At 70.0% G+C, this 18,754-nt stretch carries 20 protein-coding genes and 1 pseudogene; 12 read left to right on the forward strand and 9 right to left on the reverse strand.

The genetic code is table 11. The features are described 5' to 3' along the window. Positions 1-23: 23 nt before the first annotated feature. From QF035_RS10060 to QF035_RS10080, 5 genes are all read right to left on the reverse strand, one after another. Entirely contained in the window at positions 24-2,072 is a 2,049-nt protein-coding gene (locus QF035_RS10060; RefSeq protein ID WP_307519708.1) for a phosphocholine-specific phospholipase C, read from the reverse strand. Between the two features lie 159 nt (positions 2,073-2,231). Then, on the reverse strand, positions 2,232-2,588 hold the full coding sequence (locus tag QF035_RS10065; protein ID WP_307519709.1) for a hypothetical protein: 357 nt from the start codon (positions 2,586-2,588) through the stop codon (positions 2,232-2,234). After that, positions 2,585-3,352, reverse strand: a complete 768-nt coding sequence (locus QF035_RS10070; protein WP_307519710.1) for a GntR family transcriptional regulator — start codon at positions 3,350-3,352, stop codon at positions 2,585-2,587. The genes QF035_RS10065 and QF035_RS10070 overlap by 4 nt, the downstream gene beginning before the upstream one ends. A gap of 46 nt (positions 3,353-3,398) precedes the next feature. Next, the gene (locus QF035_RS10075; RefSeq protein WP_373466622.1) at positions 3,399-4,073 is read right to left on the reverse strand and encodes a polysaccharide deacetylase family protein; all 675 of its coding nucleotides are present in this window, start codon (positions 4,071-4,073) and stop codon (positions 3,399-3,401) included. 334 nt (positions 4,074-4,407) lie between these two features. Further along, positions 4,408-5,187: an inositol monophosphatase family protein gene (locus QF035_RS10080; protein ID WP_307519712.1), complete on the reverse strand. Its 780-nt coding sequence runs from the start codon at positions 5,185-5,187 to the stop codon at positions 4,408-4,410. 55 nt (positions 5,188-5,242) lie between these two features. Here QF035_RS10080 and QF035_RS10085 point away from each other — a divergent pair, with 55 nt between their 5' ends. Next, positions 5,243-6,142 (forward strand): LysR family transcriptional regulator, encoded by a 900-nt coding sequence (locus tag QF035_RS10085; protein ID WP_307519713.1) that lies wholly within the window; start codon positions 5,243-5,245, stop codon positions 6,140-6,142. Between the two features lie 9 nt (positions 6,143-6,151). Here the strand turns inward: QF035_RS10085 and QF035_RS10090 are convergent, their stop codons facing one another. After that, complete coding sequence (locus QF035_RS10090; protein WP_307519714.1) at positions 6,152-6,760, reverse strand: NAD(P)-dependent oxidoreductase; 609 nt, start codon at positions 6,758-6,760, stop codon at positions 6,152-6,154. Positions 6,761-6,985: 225 nt separating this feature from the next. On the opposite strand from QF035_RS10090, the gene QF035_RS10095 reads away from it, so the two are divergent. Genes QF035_RS10095 through QF035_RS10105 form a run of 3 tightly spaced genes read left to right on the forward strand, consistent with a single transcriptional unit; the run spans position 6,986 to position 9,203 of the window. Further along, positions 6,986-8,050 carry an aromatic ring-hydroxylating dioxygenase subunit alpha gene (locus QF035_RS10095; RefSeq protein WP_307519716.1) on the forward strand — a complete coding sequence of 355 codons (1,065 nt, stop codon included), beginning with the start codon at positions 6,986-6,988 and terminating at the stop codon, positions 8,048-8,050. Next, positions 8,047-8,262, forward strand: coding sequence for a hypothetical protein (locus QF035_RS10100; protein WP_307519717.1), 216 nt, complete (start codon positions 8,047-8,049; stop codon positions 8,260-8,262). The genes QF035_RS10095 and QF035_RS10100 overlap by 4 nt, the downstream gene beginning before the upstream one ends. After that, positions 8,259-9,203, forward strand: coding sequence for a PDR/VanB family oxidoreductase (locus QF035_RS10105; protein ID WP_307519718.1), 945 nt, complete (start codon positions 8,259-8,261; stop codon positions 9,201-9,203). Before QF035_RS10100 ends, QF035_RS10105 begins: the two co-directional genes overlap by 4 nt. Positions 9,204-9,206: 3 nt before the next feature. On the opposite strand, the gene QF035_RS10110 is transcribed toward QF035_RS10105, so the two are convergent. Next, complete coding sequence (locus tag QF035_RS10110; RefSeq protein WP_373466941.1) at positions 9,207-10,004, reverse strand: IclR family transcriptional regulator domain-containing protein; 798 nt, start codon at positions 10,002-10,004, stop codon at positions 9,207-9,209. Positions 10,005-10,181: 177 nt separating this feature from the next. On the opposite strand from QF035_RS10110, the gene QF035_RS10115 reads away from it, so the two are divergent. The 4 genes from QF035_RS10115 to QF035_RS10130 are packed head-to-tail and all read left to right on the forward strand — an operon-like array spanning position 10,182 to position 13,553. Further along, the gene (locus QF035_RS10115) at positions 10,182-11,150 is read left to right on the forward strand and encodes an ABC transporter substrate-binding protein (RefSeq protein ID WP_307519719.1); all 969 of its coding nucleotides are present in this window, start codon (positions 10,182-10,184) and stop codon (positions 11,148-11,150) included. Beyond that, the gene (locus QF035_RS10120; protein ID WP_189839586.1) at positions 11,147-11,920 is read left to right on the forward strand and encodes an ABC transporter permease; all 774 of its coding nucleotides are present in this window, start codon (positions 11,147-11,149) and stop codon (positions 11,918-11,920) included. Before QF035_RS10115 ends, QF035_RS10120 begins: the two co-directional genes overlap by 4 nt. Next, entirely contained in the window at positions 11,917-12,696 is a 780-nt protein-coding gene (locus tag QF035_RS10125) for an ABC transporter permease (protein ID WP_307519721.1), read from the forward strand. Before QF035_RS10120 ends, QF035_RS10125 begins: the two co-directional genes overlap by 4 nt. A gap of 35 nt (positions 12,697-12,731) precedes the next feature. Beyond that, complete coding sequence (locus QF035_RS10130; RefSeq protein ID WP_307531025.1) at positions 12,732-13,553, forward strand: ABC transporter ATP-binding protein; 822 nt, start codon at positions 12,732-12,734, stop codon at positions 13,551-13,553. Between the two features lie 130 nt (positions 13,554-13,683). On the opposite strand, the pseudogene QF035_RS10135 reads toward QF035_RS10130, so the two are convergent. Further along, a pseudogene (locus QF035_RS10135) lies at positions 13,684-13,866 on the reverse strand (LacI family DNA-binding transcriptional regulator); the annotation flags it as partial. Positions 13,867-13,915: 49 nt separating this feature from the next. Continuing rightward, positions 13,916-14,572, reverse strand: coding sequence for an MmyB family transcriptional regulator (locus tag QF035_RS10140; protein WP_307519722.1), 657 nt, complete (start codon positions 14,570-14,572; stop codon positions 13,916-13,918). A 276-nt stretch (positions 14,573-14,848) separates the two neighbouring features. On the opposite strand from QF035_RS10140, the gene QF035_RS10145 reads away from it, so the two are divergent. From QF035_RS10145 to QF035_RS10160, 4 genes are read left to right on the forward strand one after another with little or no spacing between them, the layout of a single operon-like run. Continuing rightward, entirely contained in the window at positions 14,849-15,508 is a 660-nt protein-coding gene (locus tag QF035_RS10145) for a helix-turn-helix domain-containing protein (protein WP_307519724.1), read from the forward strand. A gap of 31 nt (positions 15,509-15,539) precedes the next feature. Continuing rightward, on the forward strand, positions 15,540-16,070 hold the full coding sequence (locus tag QF035_RS10150; RefSeq protein ID WP_055614753.1) for a hypothetical protein: 531 nt from the start codon (positions 15,540-15,542) through the stop codon (positions 16,068-16,070). A 15-nt stretch (positions 16,071-16,085) separates the two neighbouring features. Continuing rightward, complete coding sequence (locus QF035_RS10155) at positions 16,086-17,330, forward strand: MAB_1171c family putative transporter (protein ID WP_307519726.1); 1,245 nt, start codon at positions 16,086-16,088, stop codon at positions 17,328-17,330. Further along, complete coding sequence (locus tag QF035_RS10160; protein WP_307519727.1) at positions 17,314-18,750, forward strand: NAD(P)/FAD-dependent oxidoreductase; 1,437 nt, start codon at positions 17,314-17,316, stop codon at positions 18,748-18,750. The genes QF035_RS10155 and QF035_RS10160 overlap by 17 nt, the downstream gene beginning before the upstream one ends. The last annotated feature ends 4 nt before the right edge of the window (positions 18,751-18,754 follow it).

An 18,754-nucleotide genomic window follows, 5' to 3' on the forward strand; every position in this document is an offset into this window, starting at 1 on the left:
TCTCCGGTGGCGAATCGCACCCTCTAGGCCCTGGCGATCGCCGGGTCGCTGACGCCCACCCGGCCGTTCTCGACGTGCCCGGCGAACCGGCGCAGGAACGAGCCGCCCGCGTCGGACACGGTGAGGTCGTACCAGCGCTTGCTCGCCCCCAGGTCAACGGTGTGCCTGACGGTCGCGCCGGACCGTACCCGGATCGACTTGGGCCTGCCGCCGTAGCCGTTGGTGAGCTTGAGCTCGGCCGTGCGGGAGCCCTTGTTGGTGAAGGTCAGCTCGATGTCGTCCCCGTCGTGCCGTGCGGTGACCTCGGGTCCGGCGGTCCTGCCCGGGCCCTTGAAGACACGTACGAAGCCGTTGGGCCCGTGCACGGTCAGGTCGTACGAGCCGTTCGAGTAGGCGGAGTTCCAGGTGTCCGAGACGCTCTTGCCGGCCTCGGTGGTGTAGGTCCAGGGGCCGTCGGTGCGGCTTCCGGAGGTGACGTGGAAGGAGGCGCCGGCCTTCTTGCCCGAGGCGAAGGTCAGCGTGAACTTCCCGGCCTTCGGGTCCACCGAACCGTCGATCCACGGCGCGTACCGGAGCGGGCGCGCGAGCCGCAGACCGCGCTCCTGCTTCGGCAGCTTCGGATCCGCGGGCGGGGTCGGCTTGTAGTCCGGGTGCCGGCCCTTGTCCGGCGGCTCGTACGCGTCGGTGTCCGGGAGGTCGGCCGGCCTGCTGTCCTTGCGGGAGAAGTCGAACGCGGCGGTCAGGTCGCCGCAGATGGCCCGCCGCCAGGGCGAGATGTTCGGCTCCTCGACACCGAAGCGGCGCTCCATGAACCGGACGATCGAGGTGTGGTCGAGGGTCTCGGAGCAGACGTAACCGCCCTTGCTCCAGGGCGAGACGACGAGCATCGGCACGCGCGGGCCGAGCCCGTAGGGTCCTGCGACATGCGTCGAGCTGCCCGCGAAGAGGTCCGGGCCGACGTCGACGGTGGACTTGCCCCGGCCGGCGTCGCGCGGCGGCAGCGGCGGGACCAGGTGGTCGAAGAAGCCGTCGTTCTCGTCGTACGTGATGAACAGGGCCGTCTTGGCCCACACCTTGGGGTCGGAGGTGAGCGCCTCCAGGACCTGGGAGATGTACCAGGCGCCGTAGTTCGAGGGCCAGTTGGAGTGCTCGGAGAAGGCCTCGGGGGCGGCGATCCAGGAGATCTGCGGCAGCTTGCCGCCCTTGACGTCGGCGCGCAACTGGTCGAAGTAGCCCTCGCCCTTGCGGGCGTCGGTGCCGGTGCGGGCCTTGTCGTAGAGCGGGTCGCCGGCCTTGGCGCCCCGGTACTTGTTGAAGTAGAGCAGCGAGTTGTCGCCGTAGTTGCCGCGGTACGCGTCCGAGATCCAGCCCCAGGAGCCGGCCGCGTCCAGGCCGTCGCCGATGTCCTGGTAGATCTTCCAGGAGATCCCGGCCTTCTCCAGGCGCTCGGGGTACGTCGTCCAGTCGTAGCCGACCTCGTCGTTCCCGAGGACGGGGCCGCCGCCCTTGCCGTCGTTGCCGGTGAAGCCCGTCCACATGTAGTAGCGGTTCGGGTCGGTGGAGCCGATGAACGAGCAGTGGTACGCGTCGCAGACGGTGAAGGTGTCGGCGAGCGCGTAGTGGAAGGGGATGTCCTCGCGGGTCAGGTACGCCATGGTCGTGGCACCCTTCGCGGGGACCCACTTGTCGTACTTACCGCCGTTGTAGGCGGCGTGCCCGTCGGGCCAGCTGTGCGGCAGGCCCTCCAGGAACTGCATACCGAGGTCGTCGGCCTCCGGGTGGAAGGGCAGCAGCTCCTTGGTCCCGTCCGACTGGTGCCACACGGATTTTCCGTTGTCGAGCGTGACCGGGTGCGGGTCACCGAAGCCGCGTACGCCTCTGAGCGCACCGAAGTAGTGATCGAAGGAACGGTTCTCCTGCATAAGGACGACGATGTGCTCGACGTCCTCGATGGTGCCGCGGTGGTAGCCCGCGGGGATGGACGCGGCCTTGGCGATGCTCTCCGACAGCGCGGTGAACCCCGCGGTGCCGCCTGCGAGTTGGAGAAAACGGCGCCGATTCACTTCGGGCATGGCAGGTGACCTCTTGTCCTGAGGGGGTACTGAGGGCGAGTACGTGATGGAACGTGCGCGAATGGAGTGTTCCAAGAGCAACAAACGTCAGGGAAGGGCCGCGTGGCATCTGTGTGAAACACGGCGGTACGTGAGGTGCGCGGCCCGTTCGGGGAACGGTCAGCTTCCGGTCGCTTCCTTCCAGCCGTCAACGTACGACGTGAGGTTCTTGTCGATGTCGGACCAGTCGGGCTCGAAGACCTCCACGCCGTCCATGAGCTTGGTGAGCGCGATGGCGTTGGCATCGGTGGCCTTGGCGTCCTGGCGGACGCTGAAGCCGCCGCCGATCTCGCTGACCTGCTGCCGGGCGTTGCGGCTCAGCATGTGGTCGAGGAGCTTCTTGGCGTTCTTGCTGTGCGGGGCATCGGTGACCAGCCCGGCCGCGTACGGCAGGGCGAAGGTGGTGGGCCTGCCCGTGGTGGTCGCCGGGAACCAGATGGCGAGGTTCGGCATGGACTTGGCCTGGGCGAAGTTCATCTGGACATCGCCGTTCGCAACGAGCAGTTCGCCCTTGTCGACCTTGGGCGCGAGCTTGCCGGTGGAGGCGGACGGGCCGACGTTGTTGCCCTGGAGCCTGCCGAGGTAGTCCATGGCATCGGAAGAACGGGTGGCGTGCCGATGAGGAGGGCCTCGCGCGGGGTGGCGAGCACCGTCTCGATGCGTTCGTCGGCGTCTCCGAAGGCGATGCCCTGCTGGTGGAGGTAGGCGTAGAAGGAGGAGTCGGGGTCGAAGTCGGCGTCCAGGCGGGGAAGGCGGGCCACGGAGACGTAGGTGCTTTCCAGGCCGACCCGCTCGTCGTCCGCGAGCAGCACGCGCTCCAGATGCCAGACCGGCTCGCCGCGCGTGAGCCCGGTCTCGGCGGCGAGCGCTTCGGGGCAGGGGAAGCGGTCGAGGGTGACGAGGTTACGGCCGGGGGTACGCCCCTGACGTCGTACGCCTTCGGTGTAGCTGGCGAGCGACAGGGGCTGCTCCAGCTTCGGGCCCGCGACGACCGTGCCGCGCCCCTGCCGCCGCAGCCGCCCCTCCAGCACCAGTTCACGGATCGCCTGCCGTACGGTCTCCCGCGCGACCTCGTACCGCTCGGACAGGTCCCGCTCGGTGGGGAGCAGCCCGCCCTCCCCGAGCTCGTCGACGAGGGCGGAGATCCGCGCCTTCACCGCGTAGTACTTCGGGATGCGGCCGTGCTCCGGAATTCCGGATCGGACGGGGGCCGCGGGGTGCTGGTCGTTCGGGTAGTCCACGCAGGGATCGTCGCAGATGGGACGGGTGGATTTCCTGGCGGGTTTCCTATTCGAGGACGGTGCGCAGGTCGATGATCCGGTATCCGTGGGCGTGGATGGTGTCGATGATCCGTGGGAGGGCCTGGACGTCGAGGGCAGGCCCGTGCCCCTGGGCCGTACCGACGTGCATCTGCACGATCGCCCCGGGTGTCAGGGCGTCCACGACCCGGTCGACCACCTTCTGGACCGTCATACCGCCGGCGGTTCCGAGGTAGCCGTTGGTGTCGGTGGTGAACTCGATGTCCGCGAAGCCCAGTTCGTTGGCCTGCGCGATGCCCTCCGGGGTCGTGGCGCTGTAGGGGAAGCGGAACAACGGGAGCGGTACCGCCCCGGTCGCCCGACGGATCGCCCGGTCCGCGCCCATGATCTCCTGCTCCGCCTCCGGGCGGGTGAGGTCTGCGAACTGCGGATGGCTGTAGGAGTGGTTGCCGATCCCGTGCTCGGCCGCCATCGACCGGGCCGCACCGGGGTGGCGTTCGGCGAACCTGCCCGTCAAGAAGAACGTCGCCGGCACGTTCCGCCCGCGCAGCACCGTCAAGGCCGTCTCCACGCCCGTCTCGTCCCACGCCGCGTTGAACGTCAGCGCCACCGACCGGCTACTGGTGGGAATCCGGCGGACCTCCGAACCGTAGAGTCTCCCGACCGGCCCCGGATCCGCGCCGCCCACCGACCGTGGGGCCACCCCGCATCCCGTCGCGGCGCCCGTACGAGGGCAACGATCCGTGAGGCTGTGCCCGCTGGCGGGGAGGATCAGACCCAGCACCAGGGCAGCGGCAGTGACTGCGACTGACAGGCCGGCGAGGACCATTGGCCCCGATGGGGCAGAACGCTTCATAGCCGAACATTGGCACCCTTTGTTGCGCAGCCTGGCAGTGACACCAGGAAGCGACCGTGTCCGAACCGCCCTCTGCCGGCCTTGCCCGATTCCCGCTGCCCCTGCGAACGAGGCGGCACCACGCCCCCGTGAACACCCCGCCGACGACTGGCCCCCGGCGCCCCCTCGATCCCGACTTCCCTCAGACGGCGAGGACTTCCAGCGCGGCGGCGTGCACACCCGGTGCGGCGGCGAGGTAGCTCTCGCCGGCCAGTTCCCACGGTTTGCCCTCGATGTCGGTCACGACGCCTCCGGCCTCCTGCACCAGCAGCACACCCGCCGCGTGGGACCGGACGTTGTCGAACTGCCAGTGCAGGTCCATCCGGCCCGCGGCGACCTGGGCCAGCTGGTGGGTCACAGGCACGGAGACCCGTACATAGAGGGCGGAGTTCGTCATCGCGGTGAAGGCGGAGCCCATCCGCCGCGCGAGTTCGGGGTCGTGACCCGGCTGGGCCTGGCCCGTCCCGGCCAGTGCGCCGTCCAACGACGTCTTGACCGAAACCCGCAGCCGTACGCCGTTGAGGAACGCCCCGCCGCCTTCGGTCGCGGTGAACATCTCGTCGTGGACCGGGAAGTAGACCACCGCCAGCACCGGGCGCCCGTCACGGACCAGGCTCACGCCGATGTTCCAGTCGGGCATGCCGTGCACGGCGTTGACGTTGCCGCCGACCGGGTCGATGAGCCACCACTCGCCCTTGGCCAGCGGTCCCGATCCGTGTTCGTCGTTGAGCCAGCCCGCAGCGGGCTGCGCCTCGGCCAACGCGGGGCGCAACACGTCGACGACGGCCGCGTCATTGGCCTGGAGGTTCGCGAGCAGTTCGGGAAGCCCGGACTGACGGGACTCGGTGGAATAGCGCGTCATCATCCGGGCACCGGCACGGCGGACGGCGGCGACGGTTGCGGCAAGCAGTTCCTGGCTCATGGGATGCTCCTGGAGTTGACCGAAGTGGATCGGTGTCTCGTTGGGATTTACTCGTATGCAATTGGACTTGAATCTGCTGACCGTGCTGGACGCCCTGCTCGAAGAGGGAAGCGTGATGGGCGCGGCCGAGCGGCTGCACCTGTCCTCGCCCGCGGTCAGCCGCACCCTCGGCCGGCTTCGCGCCGTCACCGGGGACGACATCCTGGTGCGCACCGGCCACTCGATGACTCCCACCCCGTACGCGTTGTCGGTGCGGGAGGACGTGCACCGGCTGGTCAGACAGGCGCACGCGGTGCTCTCGCCGATCCGTGAGCTGGACCTGGCCGAGCTCGACCGCACCTTCACGATCCAGTGTCACGACGCGGTGGCCGCGTCACTGGTACCGGTACTGGTCGACAGGATCCAACAGCAGGCCTCCGGGGTGCAGTTGCGGGTGCTGGCTGAGAACACCGTCGACACCGACGACCTGCGGCACGGCCGCGTCGATCTGGAACTCGGTGGCGGCAGGCCCGGTCTGCCCGAGTTCCGGTCCGAGCCGCTCGGCGAGGACCGGCTCGTCGTGGCGATGCGCGCGGACCACCCCTGTGCCGCCGGACTCGACCTGGCCTCCTACGCGGCGCAGCCGCATGTGGTGATCTCCCGGCGTGGCCGCCTCACCGCGCCGATCGACGACGTGCTGGCCGCCGAAGGCCTGCGGCGCCGGGTGGTCGCGGCGGTGGCGACGGTGTCCACCGCCCTGCAGATCGCCGCCCGTGGCGATGCCCTGGTCACCTGCACGGAGATCCTCGGCCGCCCGCTCATCGAGGCGTTCGGGCTGCTCGCGCGGCCGCTGCCGGTCGAGTCCCCGGCGGCGACGATCAACTGCAACTGGCACCAGCGCTACGATTCCGACCCCGCCCACGCCTGGCTCCGCGAGCAGGTCCGGGCGTCGGTCGAGGAGATCACCGCCCGCTGACCGCTCCGCCTACTCCGCCAACGGCAGGGCCACGGCACCGGGGAAACCAGGCGCCTCGGCTTCGTCGAGCATCGCCGCGGCGACGGTTTCCCGGCTGACCTTCGCACCGAGGTCGAAGGGAGGCGCGGACTCCAGGCCGACCGTGCGCCGACGGGGGCTTTCCGGCCCGTCGGCAAGCATCCCGGCGTGGAAGACGGTGCCCCCGGCGGCGAGAACGGTGTTGTCGGCCTCGACCTTGTCCGGAAGCCGGTCGCCCAGCACCTTGGCGAGCACGCCCGCGCCCTCCCCCGCCACTTCGGCCGACCTGCCCGTGCCGTAGGCACCGAGCCAGATGACGCGCCGCGGGCCGGCGGCGACGACGGCCCGGGCACCGGCCAGAAGAGTCCCGGCCCGGTCCGTACCGAGCGCGGAAAGGACCACGGAGTCCCCGTCCATGACGGCGGCGATACTCGCCGCGTCGTTCACGTCGCCGGCCACTTTGCGCAGCTTCGGGGAGTCGGGCAGGGCGATCTTCTCGGGATCGCGCGCGATGGCGGTCACGGTGTGACCACGTCGCAGCGCCTGTCGGGTGAGGGCGATTCCGGTCTGGCCGGAGGCCGCGAGGACGGTGAGGTTCATGCCGAGAACGCTAGGGAACCCACCACTTAACATCAAGTGCATGTATCTGACTTGACAGTTTACCCAGACGCAATCTCCTCACAACCAATACTCTGACCAGCCCTTTCGTGAAAGCTCTTCCGCCCCACGGAAGCCGTCTTGCGGAGTTGCCGCAAGGGTCAGGACGCTGAGTCCAACCACGGCACGCGGGGCGACGGCGCCCCGCTTCACGGGACGGGACCGCCCATGCCTCACATGACCGCATTCGCCAGGAACCAGTGGTACGTCGCCGCCTACGCCCACGAAGTGGGGCGGGAGTTGCTCGGTCGGACGGTTCTCGGGGAGCCGCTCGTCTTCTACCGCACCGAGGACGAGGGACGGCCGGTCGCCCTGCACGACCGTTGCGTGCACCGTCGCTATCCGCTCTCCGAGAGCGGGCTCGACGGCGACCGGATCGTCTGCGGCTATCACGGCTTCACGTACGACACGACGGGGACGTGCGTGTACGTGCCCGGTCAGAAGCGTGTCCCCCGTACCGCCCGGGTCGCCTCCTACCCGGTGGTCGAGCAGGACGCCCTGATCTGGGTGTGGATAGGCGACCCGGCGCTCGCCGACCCGGAGACCATTCCGCGGGCCAGGCACCTGGACTCCCCCGGCTGGGTCACCGTCAGCGGGATGGAGCCGATCGACGCCGACTACGGCCTCCTCGTCGACAACCTCCTCGACCTGTCCCACGAGACGTATCTGCACGGCGGCTACATCGGCACCCCCGAGGTCGCCGAGACGCCGATCACCACCGAGGTGGACGAGGGTGCGGGCATCGTCCGGGTCAGCCGGCACATGGACGACGCCGAGTGCCCGCCGTTCTATGCCAAGTCGACCGGTATCAAAGGGCGGATCACCCGCTGGCAGGACATCGAGTACCACGCGCCGTGTCTGTATCTCCTGCACAGCCGGATCGCCCCGGTCGGTGTGGTGCCCGAGGCTGACGGCAGCGACCCGAACGGCTTCCACACGGAGATCACGTACGCCATCACGCCGTCCGCCGACGGCAAGGTGTACGACTTCTGGATGGTCTCGCGCGACTGGGCGACCGACGACGCCGAGGTCACCGAGTTCCTGCGGGGCAACAACCACACCGTCGTGATGCAGGACGTGGACGCGCTCAACCTGCTGCAGAAGACGCTGGGTACGGAGCGGACCGGCTACCAGGAGCTGAGCATCAACATCGACACCGGTGGTCTGGCCGCCCGCCGGATCCTCGCCCGGCTGGTCGAGGAGGGCGAGAAGCCCATGGAGAAGGTCCAGTGACCAGCCCGACCGGCGAGATCTACCGCATCGACTGGCTGCCGGGCACCGATGTGCTGCACGGCACCTGTCACTGCGGGGCCGAGCACAGCGCCGAGGACCCGATCGAGATGTGGGAGTGGATGCTCGGCCATCCCGAAGGACACACCCCGCGCGACCCGAACGTGCCGAACGGCCCACGCGACCCGAATGTCCCTCAAGGAAACGGCTCATGACCTCCTACGAAGCCGAACTCGTCGTCGAGCGACGGGACTTGGCCGCCGAAGGCGTGCTCGCCCTCACCCTCCGCCATCCGCTCGGCGAGGAGCTGCCTGCCTGGGAACCGGGCGCCCACATCGATGTGATCCTGGGCCCGGACCTGGAGCGGCAGTACTCCCTGTGCGGCGATCCGGCCGACCGGCGCTCCTGGCGCGTCGCGGTCCTGCGGGAACCCGACGGACGCGGCGGATCCGCCCATGTGCACGGCCAGTTGGAGGCGGGCGACAAGGTCCGCGTGCGCGGCCCGCGCAACCACTTCGCCCTCCAGCCCTCGCCGCGCTACCGCTTCGTCGCGGGCGGCATCGGCATCACCCCGATCCTGCCGATGCTGGCGGAGGCCGAGGCGGCGGGCGCGGAGTGGACACTGCTGTACGGCGGCCGTACGCGCAACTCCATGGCGTTCGTTGAGGAGTTGAGCTCGTACGGGGACAAGGTACGCATCGCCCCGCAGGACGAGGCCGGGCTGCTCGACCTCGCCTCCGAGCTGGGCACCCCGCAGCCCGACACGCTCGTCTACTGCTGCGGTCCCGGTCCGCTGCTGGACGCCGTGGAGGAGCGGTGCGCGCAGTGGCCGAAGGGCTCACTGCACGTCGAGCGGTTCCAGCCCAAGGTCCAGGAGACGGGCGCGGACACGGAGTTCGAGGTGGTCCTGGAGCGCTCGGGCCACACCCTCACCGTCCCCGCGGACGTCTCCGTCCTCGACACCGTACGGTCCGCGGGGGTCGAGGTGCTCTTCTCCTGCACCGAGGGCACCTGCGGGACCTGCGAGACGGACGTCCTCGAAGGCACCCCGGACCACCGGGACTCGGTACTCACGGACGAGGAGCGGGAGGCCGGCGAGACCATGCTCATCTGTGTGTCCCGGTGCCAAGGGAAGCGCCTGGTGCTCGACCTGTGACGCCTACCGCGTCTCCGACCTGACCCGCCGCACAGCCCCCAGGTCCGCCTCGATCCGGGCGACCGTGGCCAGCAGATGCGGCAGCAGGTCACGGCGCACGGAGTCGACGGAATTGCGGCTCGCGTGCACGGGGATGTTGACCGCCGCCACCACCTCGCCGTCCCGGTCACGCACCGGGACGGCGACCGAGCGCAGCCCCTCCTCCAGTTCCTGGTCGACGATCGCGTACCCCTGTCGGCGGACCCGGCGCAGTTCGGTGCGCAGCAGGCCGGCCGAGACGATCGTGCGGGCCGTCAGGGCATGCAGGTCCGCGCGGACGATCCGGGCGTCGATCTCCTCGTCCGGCAGCTGCGCGAGCAACACCCGCCCCACGGAGGTCACATGGGCCGGGAAGCGGGTGCCGACCGTGATCGTCGCGGTCATGATGCGGCGCGTGGGCACCCGTGCCACGTACACGATGTCGTCGCCGTCGAGGACGCACAGGGACGACGACTCCCTTATCTGCGCGACGAGTTGCTCCAGATGCGGCTCGGCGATCTCCGGCAGGGTGAAACTGGACAGGTACGAGTAGCCCAGTTCGAGGACGCGCGGGGTGAGCCGGAACATCCGCCCGTCCGTCGTCACGTACCCCAGGTCGAGGAGTGTCAGCAGGAAGCGGCGGGCCGCCGCGCGGGTGAGGCCGGTGAGCCGCGCCACCTCACTGAGCGTCAGTTCCGGGTGGTCGGCGTCGAAGGCGCGGATGACCGCGAGGCCGCGCTCGAAGGAACGGACGAAATGAGGTTCGCGGGCTCCAGCAGGCATCATCGCCTCCACGGGACGCACGGGCGTGCGCTCTGCGCACTCTAAGAGCACGTTTCTGTCAACGTCCTTGTGTGTCAAGGGCATTGACCAGCTCGCGGCGAGGTTCTACGTTCCCGCTGAGCACTTCTGTGCGGTCTGCGCACAGCCTGTCGAGGAACTGTCCCAGTAGGGGGAGTCATGCGTCGTCTGCTCATCGGCCTCGCGGCCGGAGCCGTGTTCGTCGCCGCGACGGCCTGCGGTTCGTCCGACTCCTCCGGGTCGGACGACGACAAGGCGTCCGGCGGTACCACCACGATCAAGGCCGGCGTCATCCCCATCATCGACGTCGCGCCTCTCTACCTGGGCCAGTCGAAGGGCTTCTACAGCAAACGCGGCATCAAGCTGTCGCTGACGAGCGCGCAGGGCGGCGCGGCGATCGTGCCCGGTGTCGTCTCCGGCCAGTTCGACTTCGGCTTCAGCAACATGACGTCGCTGCTGGTCGCCCAGTCCAAGAACATGCCGGTCAAGGCCGTGTCGAACGGTGTCGCGTCCACCGGCAAGCAGGGCGCCGACTTCGCGGAACTCGCCGTGAAGAAGGGCAGCCCCCTCAAGTCCGCCAAGGACGTGGAGGGCAAGAAGGTCGCCGCCAACACGCTCAACAACATCTGTGACACCTCGGTCAAGGAGTCGGTGCGCAAGGACGGCGGCGACCCGTCCAAGGTCGAGTTCGTGGAGATGCCCTTCGACCAGATGCCGGCCGCGCTCGCGAACGGCCAGGTGGACGCGGCCTGTGTGGTGGAGCCCGCGCTCGCCACCATCAAGTCCCAGGGCGGCACCAGCATCGCATCGCTCTTCGTCGACGTGTCGCCCGACCTCACCGTGGCCATGTACTTCACCTCCCAGCAGTACGCCCAGAAGAACCCGGAGACGCTGAAGAAGTTCCAGGAGGCGACCGCCGAGTCCCTCGCGTACGCCGACAGCCACCCGGACGAGGCCCGCGAGATCATCGCCACGTACACGAAGATCCCGAAGAACCTCCTGGAGACGCTGACCCTGCCCCGGTGGCTGGCCGAGCCGAACCGCGCCTCCATCGAGCGGCTGTCCGAACTGGGCGTGCAGGACGGTCTGTTCAAGAAGGCCCCGGACCTGGACAAGCTGCTTCCGTGAGGGGCACCAACGCCCTCCTGGGCGCGGCCGGGCTCGCGGCCTTCCTCGCGCTCGGCGAGGCGGTGCCGCGGCTCGGCCTCGTCAAGGACGAGTACTTCCCGCCGACCAGCCGCATCGCCGACGCGCTCGCGACGGAACTCGCCGACGAGGCGTTCTGGACCGCGCTCGGGGACACGCTCACCGGCTGGGCGATCGGGCTCACGATCGCCGTAACAGCCGGAATCCTGGCGGGAGTTCTGATCTCGGTCACTCCCTACCTCCGCGAGGCGACGGCCTCCACGATCGAGTTCCTGCGCCCGATCCCCTCGGTCGCCCTGATCCCGCTGGCCGTCCTGCTGTTCGGCACCGAGCTTCGTTCGGTCCTGCTCCTGGTCGTGTACGCGTCCTTCTGGCAGGTGCTCGTCCAGGTCATGTACGGCGTCCGGGACGTCGACCCGGTCGCCGAGGAGACGGCCCGCTCCTACGGCCTCGGCACCTGGGCACGGGTCCGGCATGTGCTCTGGCCCACGGCCCTCCCGTACGTCATGACGGGTGTGCGGCTGGCCGCCGCGGTGGCGTTGATCCTCGCGGTCACCGCCGAACTCGTCATCGGAGCACCGGGGTTGGGCGCCCGTATCGCCGTCGCCCAGACCTCGCAGGCCGTGCCGGAGATGTACGCGCTGGTGGTGGTCACCGGGCTGCTCGGGCTGCTGATCAACGTGGGCGCGCGGACCGTCGAGCGGCGGGCGCTGGCCTGGCACCAGTCGGTGCGCGGGGAGGTGGCGGTGTGAGGGGCGTCCTGCTGCGGGGGTTCTTCGTCGTCGCGCTGCCCGTGCTGCTGGTGGCGGGGTGGTGGGTCGCCTCGGACGACAGCACCGATGTCTACTGGCCGCCGCTGCGCACGATCCTCACCGCCTTCCCGGACGTGTGGACGGGCGACCGGTGGCGCGACGACGTGCTGCCGAGCGTGCTGCGGCTGAGCGCCGGTTACGCGTGCGCGGCCGTCGCGGGCGTGGCGCTCGGCACGGTCATCGGCTCCTACCGCCGGGTGCGGGCCGTGTGCGAGCCGGTGCTGGAATTCCTGCGCGCGGTGCCGCCGCCGGTGCTCGTGCCGGTCATCATGCTGTTCGCGGGCATCGGGGACACGATGAAGATCGCCGTGATCGCGAGCGGCTGTGTCTGGCCGATCCTCCTCAACACCGTGGAGGGCGTCCGGGCGGTCGACTCCGTGATGTCGGAGACAGCCCGCTCGTACGGCATCACGGGCGTCGCCCGGCTGCGGCATGTGGTGCTGCGTTCGGCGAGTCCGCAGATCTTCGCGGGGCTGCGGCAGGCCCTGTCCATCGGCATCATCCTGATGGTCATCAGCGAGATGTTCGCCGCGAGCAACGGGCTCGGCTTCACCATCGTCCAGTTCCAGCGCGGCTTCGCCATCCCCGACATGTGGACCGGGATCCTGCTGCTCGGGCTGCTCGGTTTTGTGCTGTCGGTCGTCTTCCGGCTGGTCGAGCGGCGGGTGCTCGGCTGGTACCACGGCTCGCGCGACGTCTCCCGGCGGTCGTCGTGAACCTCTCGAACGTGAACCTTGCGAAAGGGCGCTCCATGCTCGACGTACGCGGCCTCAGGAAGGTCTACGAGGGGTCGGGCCGCCGGGTGGAGGCGGTGCGCGACCTCACTTTCACGGTCGAGGCCGGTGAACTGGTGTGTCTGGTCGGCCCGTCGGGCTGCGGCAAGACGACGCTGCTGAAGTGCGTGGGCGGGCTGCTGACGCCCACAGCGGGTGACGTGCTCCTCGGAGGTGAGCGGGTGATCGGGCCACCACCCGGGATGGCCGTCGTCTTCCAGGAGTACGGCCGCAGTCTCTTCCCCTGGATGCGGGTCCGCGAGAACGTCGAACTCCCCCTCAAGCAGAAGAAGTTGTCCAGCGTGAGGCGTCGTGAACTGGTCGCCGACGCTCTGGAGTCGGTCGGGCTCACCGACGCGGCGGGCGCGTACCCGTGGCAGTTGTCGGGCGGCATGCAGCAGCGGGTGGCGATCGCCCGCGCGCTCGCGTACGAGCCCGATGTGCTGCTCATGGACGAGCCGTTCGCGGCGGTGGACGCGCAGACCCGCGCCGAACTGGAGGACCTGGTCCGCGGGTTGTGGCGGCAGCGGGGCATCACGATCCTCTTCGTGACGCACGACATCGACGAGGCGGTGTATCTCGGCGAGCGGGTGCTGATCCTGTCCTCCTCCCCGACGGTCGTCCAGGAGCAGCTGAAGATCGATCTTCCGGCCGAGCGCGATCAGTTGCACACCCGGGTGGCCCCGCGCTTCGCCGAGCTGCGGACCCATGTGTACGAGCAGATCCAGGCGGCGAAGCGCGGGACACCGGTCGACCGAATGGTGAAGGACGTCAGTTCAGATACGCCTCCACTGCACTGAACTGCCCAGCGGGCCGGCCCGTGTCGGCGGTGCCATTGAGCCGCAGACAGCGCGGCTTGGCACCGTCCGGCAGCGTGACGGTCACCGTGTTCCCGGTGGCCGGGGGTTGGCCGGGGTCGAGACCCGCGTCTTCGGGCAGGACGAGACCCACCAACCGGGCGCGTTCGGCGCGCAGTTGCGTGGGCCGTTCGTAGCCGAGGACGTCGAGTGCGGGGAGCACCGCCTGCCGGGTGGTGTCGGAGACTCCGGGCTTGCCGTTGAGCACCCGGCTGACCCCGACCTTCTTCGCCACCTGAGCATGTCGTCGCGTCACGCGCGCAGGAGTAGCGCAAGAAAGGCGAGTGGCTTGCGTAGGGCGGGTGCTACACCTCCGCGGTCGACACCACGCTCAGATGACTCGACGCGCGTCGCGTACGCCGCTTGGGAGACCGGCGGGCCTCGCGCAGGACCAGCGTCAGTCGCGTGTACCCCATGCCCTGAAGGGTCTTGGTGGTCTCCCCGACGATGCGGCAGTCCGTACGGCCCCAGCGAGGGTCGGGGTGCAGCAACGGCCGCACCGCGCCGTCGTGCTCGACGGCGTCCGGGCCGACCGAGCGGATCCAGTGCGGCAGGCCGTGCCGGTAGGCGGCGTCCATGATCGGGTCCTGGGCGATGTCCCGGAGGATCGACTGGAGTCCGTGGTCGTGGCCGTGCCGCTCGACGGCGGCGGCGAAGTGCGCCAGCATCGGCAGACACCAGCTCGACTCGTGCTCACCGAGAACCGTTCCGGCGTCCGGATGGAACAGGACGAACCGGAGGAAGTTGTCCCACGGCATGGCGGTGGGATGCGGCCCCACACCGCGGAAAAGTGTCTCGAACGCACCGTTCGCCAGGACGACGTCCCAGCGGTGGTCGACGACGACGGAGGGGAAGGTGACGGCCTCCAGAAGCGCGCCGTAGTCCTGGAGATACGCCTGGGCCTCACGACTCTCGGGGGCGGGTCGCGGCTGTGGCCGGGACCCTCCTGCCTGGTATGCCATCGGGAGGTCCACCCCTCTTGCCTATGCGGCCCTATCGCGGCGTCGTGATCCTGCTACCCCCAGGCGAGCGGTGTCAACTATCGTGGCATTTGACGCCCGTTGACGGCTGAATCCCGCCACAGTTGTGGCGAGACCTGGATGTGAGTTCGACCAAAGGGCTACTCTCCGGTCTTCGGGCGGTTCACTCCGCACTTCCGGAATTCCCACAGGGGCTTCACGTCCGAGGAATCCGGTTCCACCGGAGCGGTCGACAAGAGACGTAGGAGAGAAGTGTCGGTGACGGATGGCTTCGAGGTTCCGGGCGCCACGGCGACGGGTCTGCTGCCGGCCGTCGTGGCCCGAGTCACCGGGCTGGCCGACCGGCTCGGCGCGCCGCACGGCGAGGTGTTCGACGTCCGGCGGCTGTCCGCGGCCTCCGGAGTCCCCGAGGTCGTGGTCAGATCCCTGCTCAACGGGCGGCCCGCGGGCGAGCCCGATCTCCAGGCCCGCTTCCTGCAACGCCTCGACCTGCTGCGCCGCACCCGCCTGAAGCCGGGCGGCCGCCGGTACACCCAGCAGGAGATCGCCGACGGCGCCGGAATGTCGCGCCAGCAGGCGGGCGCCCTCATCAACGGCGACCGGCGCCCCACGATGGAGCACTGCGACGCCATCCAGCGATTCTTCCGGGTGCACGCCGGATTCCTCACCGCGGAGGACCCCGAGGCACTCGCGGGCGCCCTCCAGCACACCGAGCAGGAGCTGCTGCAGCGGCTCGCCGACCGGGAGCGCGAGGCGGCGCCGGCCGCCGCCGACGATCCGCTGGAGCGGCTGCTGCAGGACCACGGGGTCCGCGGCATCGCCTGGCGGGCCGCACAGCTGCCCACCGACCAGCACCGGGACAAGGTCGCCGAGTGGCTGGACATGCTCTTGGAGAGCGTCAAGCGGCCCGAGTCGTGATCCGGGGGATTCTGTGGGCATAGGAAAGGACATGCGCCGCCTGTGCGGCGAGTTGGTCGACGAGCTCTCACTGCCGGCACCGGCGGAGCCCGCCGATCTGTACGCCGCGCTGTGCGACGCCATGAGCAGACGGCGCGGGCGTCCGGTGCAGTTCCGCACGGCCGCGTTCCCGCCCGGCACCGCCAGCGGGCTCTGGCTCGACATGGCGGACCAGGACCTCGTGGTCGTCGAGGAACGCACCGCGCCCGACCACCAGTTGGTGATCCTCGGCCATGAGCTGTGGCATATGAACGCCGGGCACTGCAGCCACCACGTGGAGGGCGCCGCCGTCGCCGCCCGCATGCTCTCGGACGACGCCGACCTCCAGGCGACCGTCCTGAAGGTGGCGGCCCGCACCCGGTCGGACCTGGCCGACGAGAAGGACGCGGAGAGCTTCGGGCTGTTGCTGGCGAGCAAGTGCCGGGTGTGGCTTGCGGGTTCGTCGCTGCGCGGTCCCGTACGGCGTGACGGTCTCGCCGGCCGGATCGAGGCCACCCTGGGCTATCGCGGACCGCAGGGCTGAGGGCTCCGGAACACCGTGGACGGGTCCAGCTACTACGTTCCCGCCGTCGCCATGGCGGCCGCCCTCCTGGTCAAGGCGCCCGCGCTGTCGCGGTCCTGGCGCGACCCGCTGCTGCGCTCCGTGTGCACGCTGATGGCGCTGGCCGGGCTGGTGTTCTTCTTCGCGGCCCCGCCGACCATCGGCGAGGTCAACGACGTCATCGGGATCACGAACGTCTCGGCGCCGCTGGTCTACTGCCTGCTCAGCGCCTTCAGCGCCGCCTGTCTGGTGCTGATCGTCAACTGGCGTGGCGGGCCACCGGAGTCGACCCGCCGGGTGTCGCGCCGCTGGATCATCGGCTACAGCGTCGTGATCGTGGCGCTGGTCGTGCTGTTCGTCCTCGGCGACGCACCCGTGGAACGGCTGGTGGACTTCGACACGTACTACGCCAACGAGCCGTTCGTCCGCGAGATGATCGTGCTCTATCTCATGGCGCTGGCCGTCTCGGGTGTCGCGATGAGCGTCATGTGCGGGCGCTGGGCACTTCAGGTGCAGGGGTGGCTGCGGGCCGGCCTGATGATCATCGTGGCCGGCTATCTGTTCAACATCGCCTATCTCACCGCCAAGTTCACCGCGGTGATCGCCCGCTGGAACGGCGCGAACCTCGACTACCTCAGCTCCGACGCGGCGCCCGTACTCGCCTCCGCCGGGGTGCAGATCAGCGCGATCGGCTTCTGCTTCCCCCTGGCCTGCCAGCGGGTCGGCGACACCTGGTCCACCTGGTCGACGTACCGCCGTCTCGGCCCCCTGTGGCGCGAGCTGAAGCCGGTCTCGCCCCACGCGGCCCACGGCGTACGCATGTCGTGGTGGTTCCCGGCCGAACTCCAGGTCACCCAGCGGGAGTCGGACATCCACGACGGCATGCTCAGCCTGTATCCCTACTTCGACACAGGGGTGCGCGCGAACGCCTACGACGCGGCGCTCGCGGCGGGCTCCGATCCCGCCCAGGCGCAGGCCGAGGCCGACGCGGCGATGGTGACGGCGGCGGTGCGGGCGCGGGCCGCCGACCCGGACGGCAGGGTCATCGACTCGGCGGAGGCGGCGGCCGACGCCCCGGCCACCGCCCCCTCGCCCGCCGCCGCTTCTCCGTCCATGTCCACCGAGGGACCGCGCGACCTCGTGCGGATGTCCATCGCGCTGCGTCAGTCCCCCGTCGTCGCGGCTGCCCGAGGGCAGTACGCGACCAGGTCAGAGAGCGACTTCCATGAGCGAACCAGCTAGCCGCAAACCGGGAACGGCCCCCAGACGTGCCGTCGTGATCGGCGGTGGGATGGCCGGCATGCTGGCCGCCGCCGCGCTCGGCGAGTACGCCGACGTCACCCTCGTCGAGCGCGATGTGCTGCCGGACGGACCCGAGCCGCGCAAGGGGCTCCCCCAGGCACGCCACGTCCACGTCGTGTGGTCCGGTGGTGCCCGCGCGATGGAGGAGCTGCTGCCCGGCGTCACCGACGGATGGCTCGCCGCCGGTGCCCGTCGCATCTCGCTGCCGACGGGTCTTGTCTCCATGCAGCCGCGGGGCTGGTTCCGCCGGTGGCCCGAGATGCAGTTCATGATCGCCTGCAGCCGTGACCTCCTCGACTGGGTGGTACGCGAGCGGGTCGCGCGCAAGGCCCGTGTCACCGTGCTGCCGCGTACCGAGCTGCTCGGCCTTGAGGGCGACGCGCGGCGCGTGACCGGGGTGCGGGTCCGCACGGCGGGCGGCGAGGAGAGCGTCCTCGCGGCCGATCTCGTCGTGGACGCCGCCGGGCGCGGTTCACGGGCGATCAAATGGCTCGACGAGCTGGGTGTGTCCCCGGCGCCGATGGAGGAGGTCGACTCCGGACTCGCGTACGCCAGCCGGATCTTCCGGGCGCCCGAGGGCACCGAGGACTATCCCCTGGTCAACGTACAGTCGGACGCGCGGCAGCCCGTCCCCGGGCAGACGACGACCATCGTGCCGATCGAGGGCGGCCGCTGGCTGGTGACCCTTTCGGGCACGCGGGGCGGTCAGCCCACCGGCTCCGCCGAGGAGTTCGAGACGTTCGCCCGCGAGGTCAGGCATCCGGTCGTCGGCGAACTCATCGCCCACGCCGAGCCCCTGTCGGACGTCTTCGTCACCCGCAGCACCGTGAACCGCCGCCATCTGTTCGAGAAGGTCAAGGACTGGCCCGAGGGCTTCGTCGCGATCGGCGACTCGGTGGCCACGTACAACCCGGTGTACGGGCACGGGCTGTCGGTGGCCGCGCAGGGTGCCGTGGCAATGCGCGAGCTCGTGGCCGAGTACGGGATCGCCACACCCGGGCTCGCCCGGCGTGTGCAGCGCGCCGTGGCCCGGCCCGTCTCCACCGCCTGGGACCTGGCCACCGGCACGGACATCCTCTATCCAGGCGCGATCGGCGAGCAGCCGGGCCTCACGGACAAGCTCCTGGGCCGCTACATCGACCGCCTCATGCTCACGGCGACCGCCCGCCCCCTCGTCACCCAGGCGTTCTTCGACGTGGTGACGCTGTCCAAGCCCCTCAGCGCACTGGTCCAGCCCGCCGTCGTCATCGCGGTGCTGCGGGGCCCCCGCCGGACGCCCCTCGCCGACCCGCCGCTGTCGGAGAAGGAGCGGGACACGGTCATGGGCGCACCGGAACCCTCAGGGGCACGCGAGGGCTGACCGG

It is taken from the genome of Streptomyces umbrinus (assembly GCF_030817415.1).
In the GTDB taxonomy this organism is placed as follows: domain Bacteria; phylum Actinomycetota; class Actinomycetes; order Streptomycetales; family Streptomycetaceae; genus Streptomyces; species Streptomyces umbrinus_A.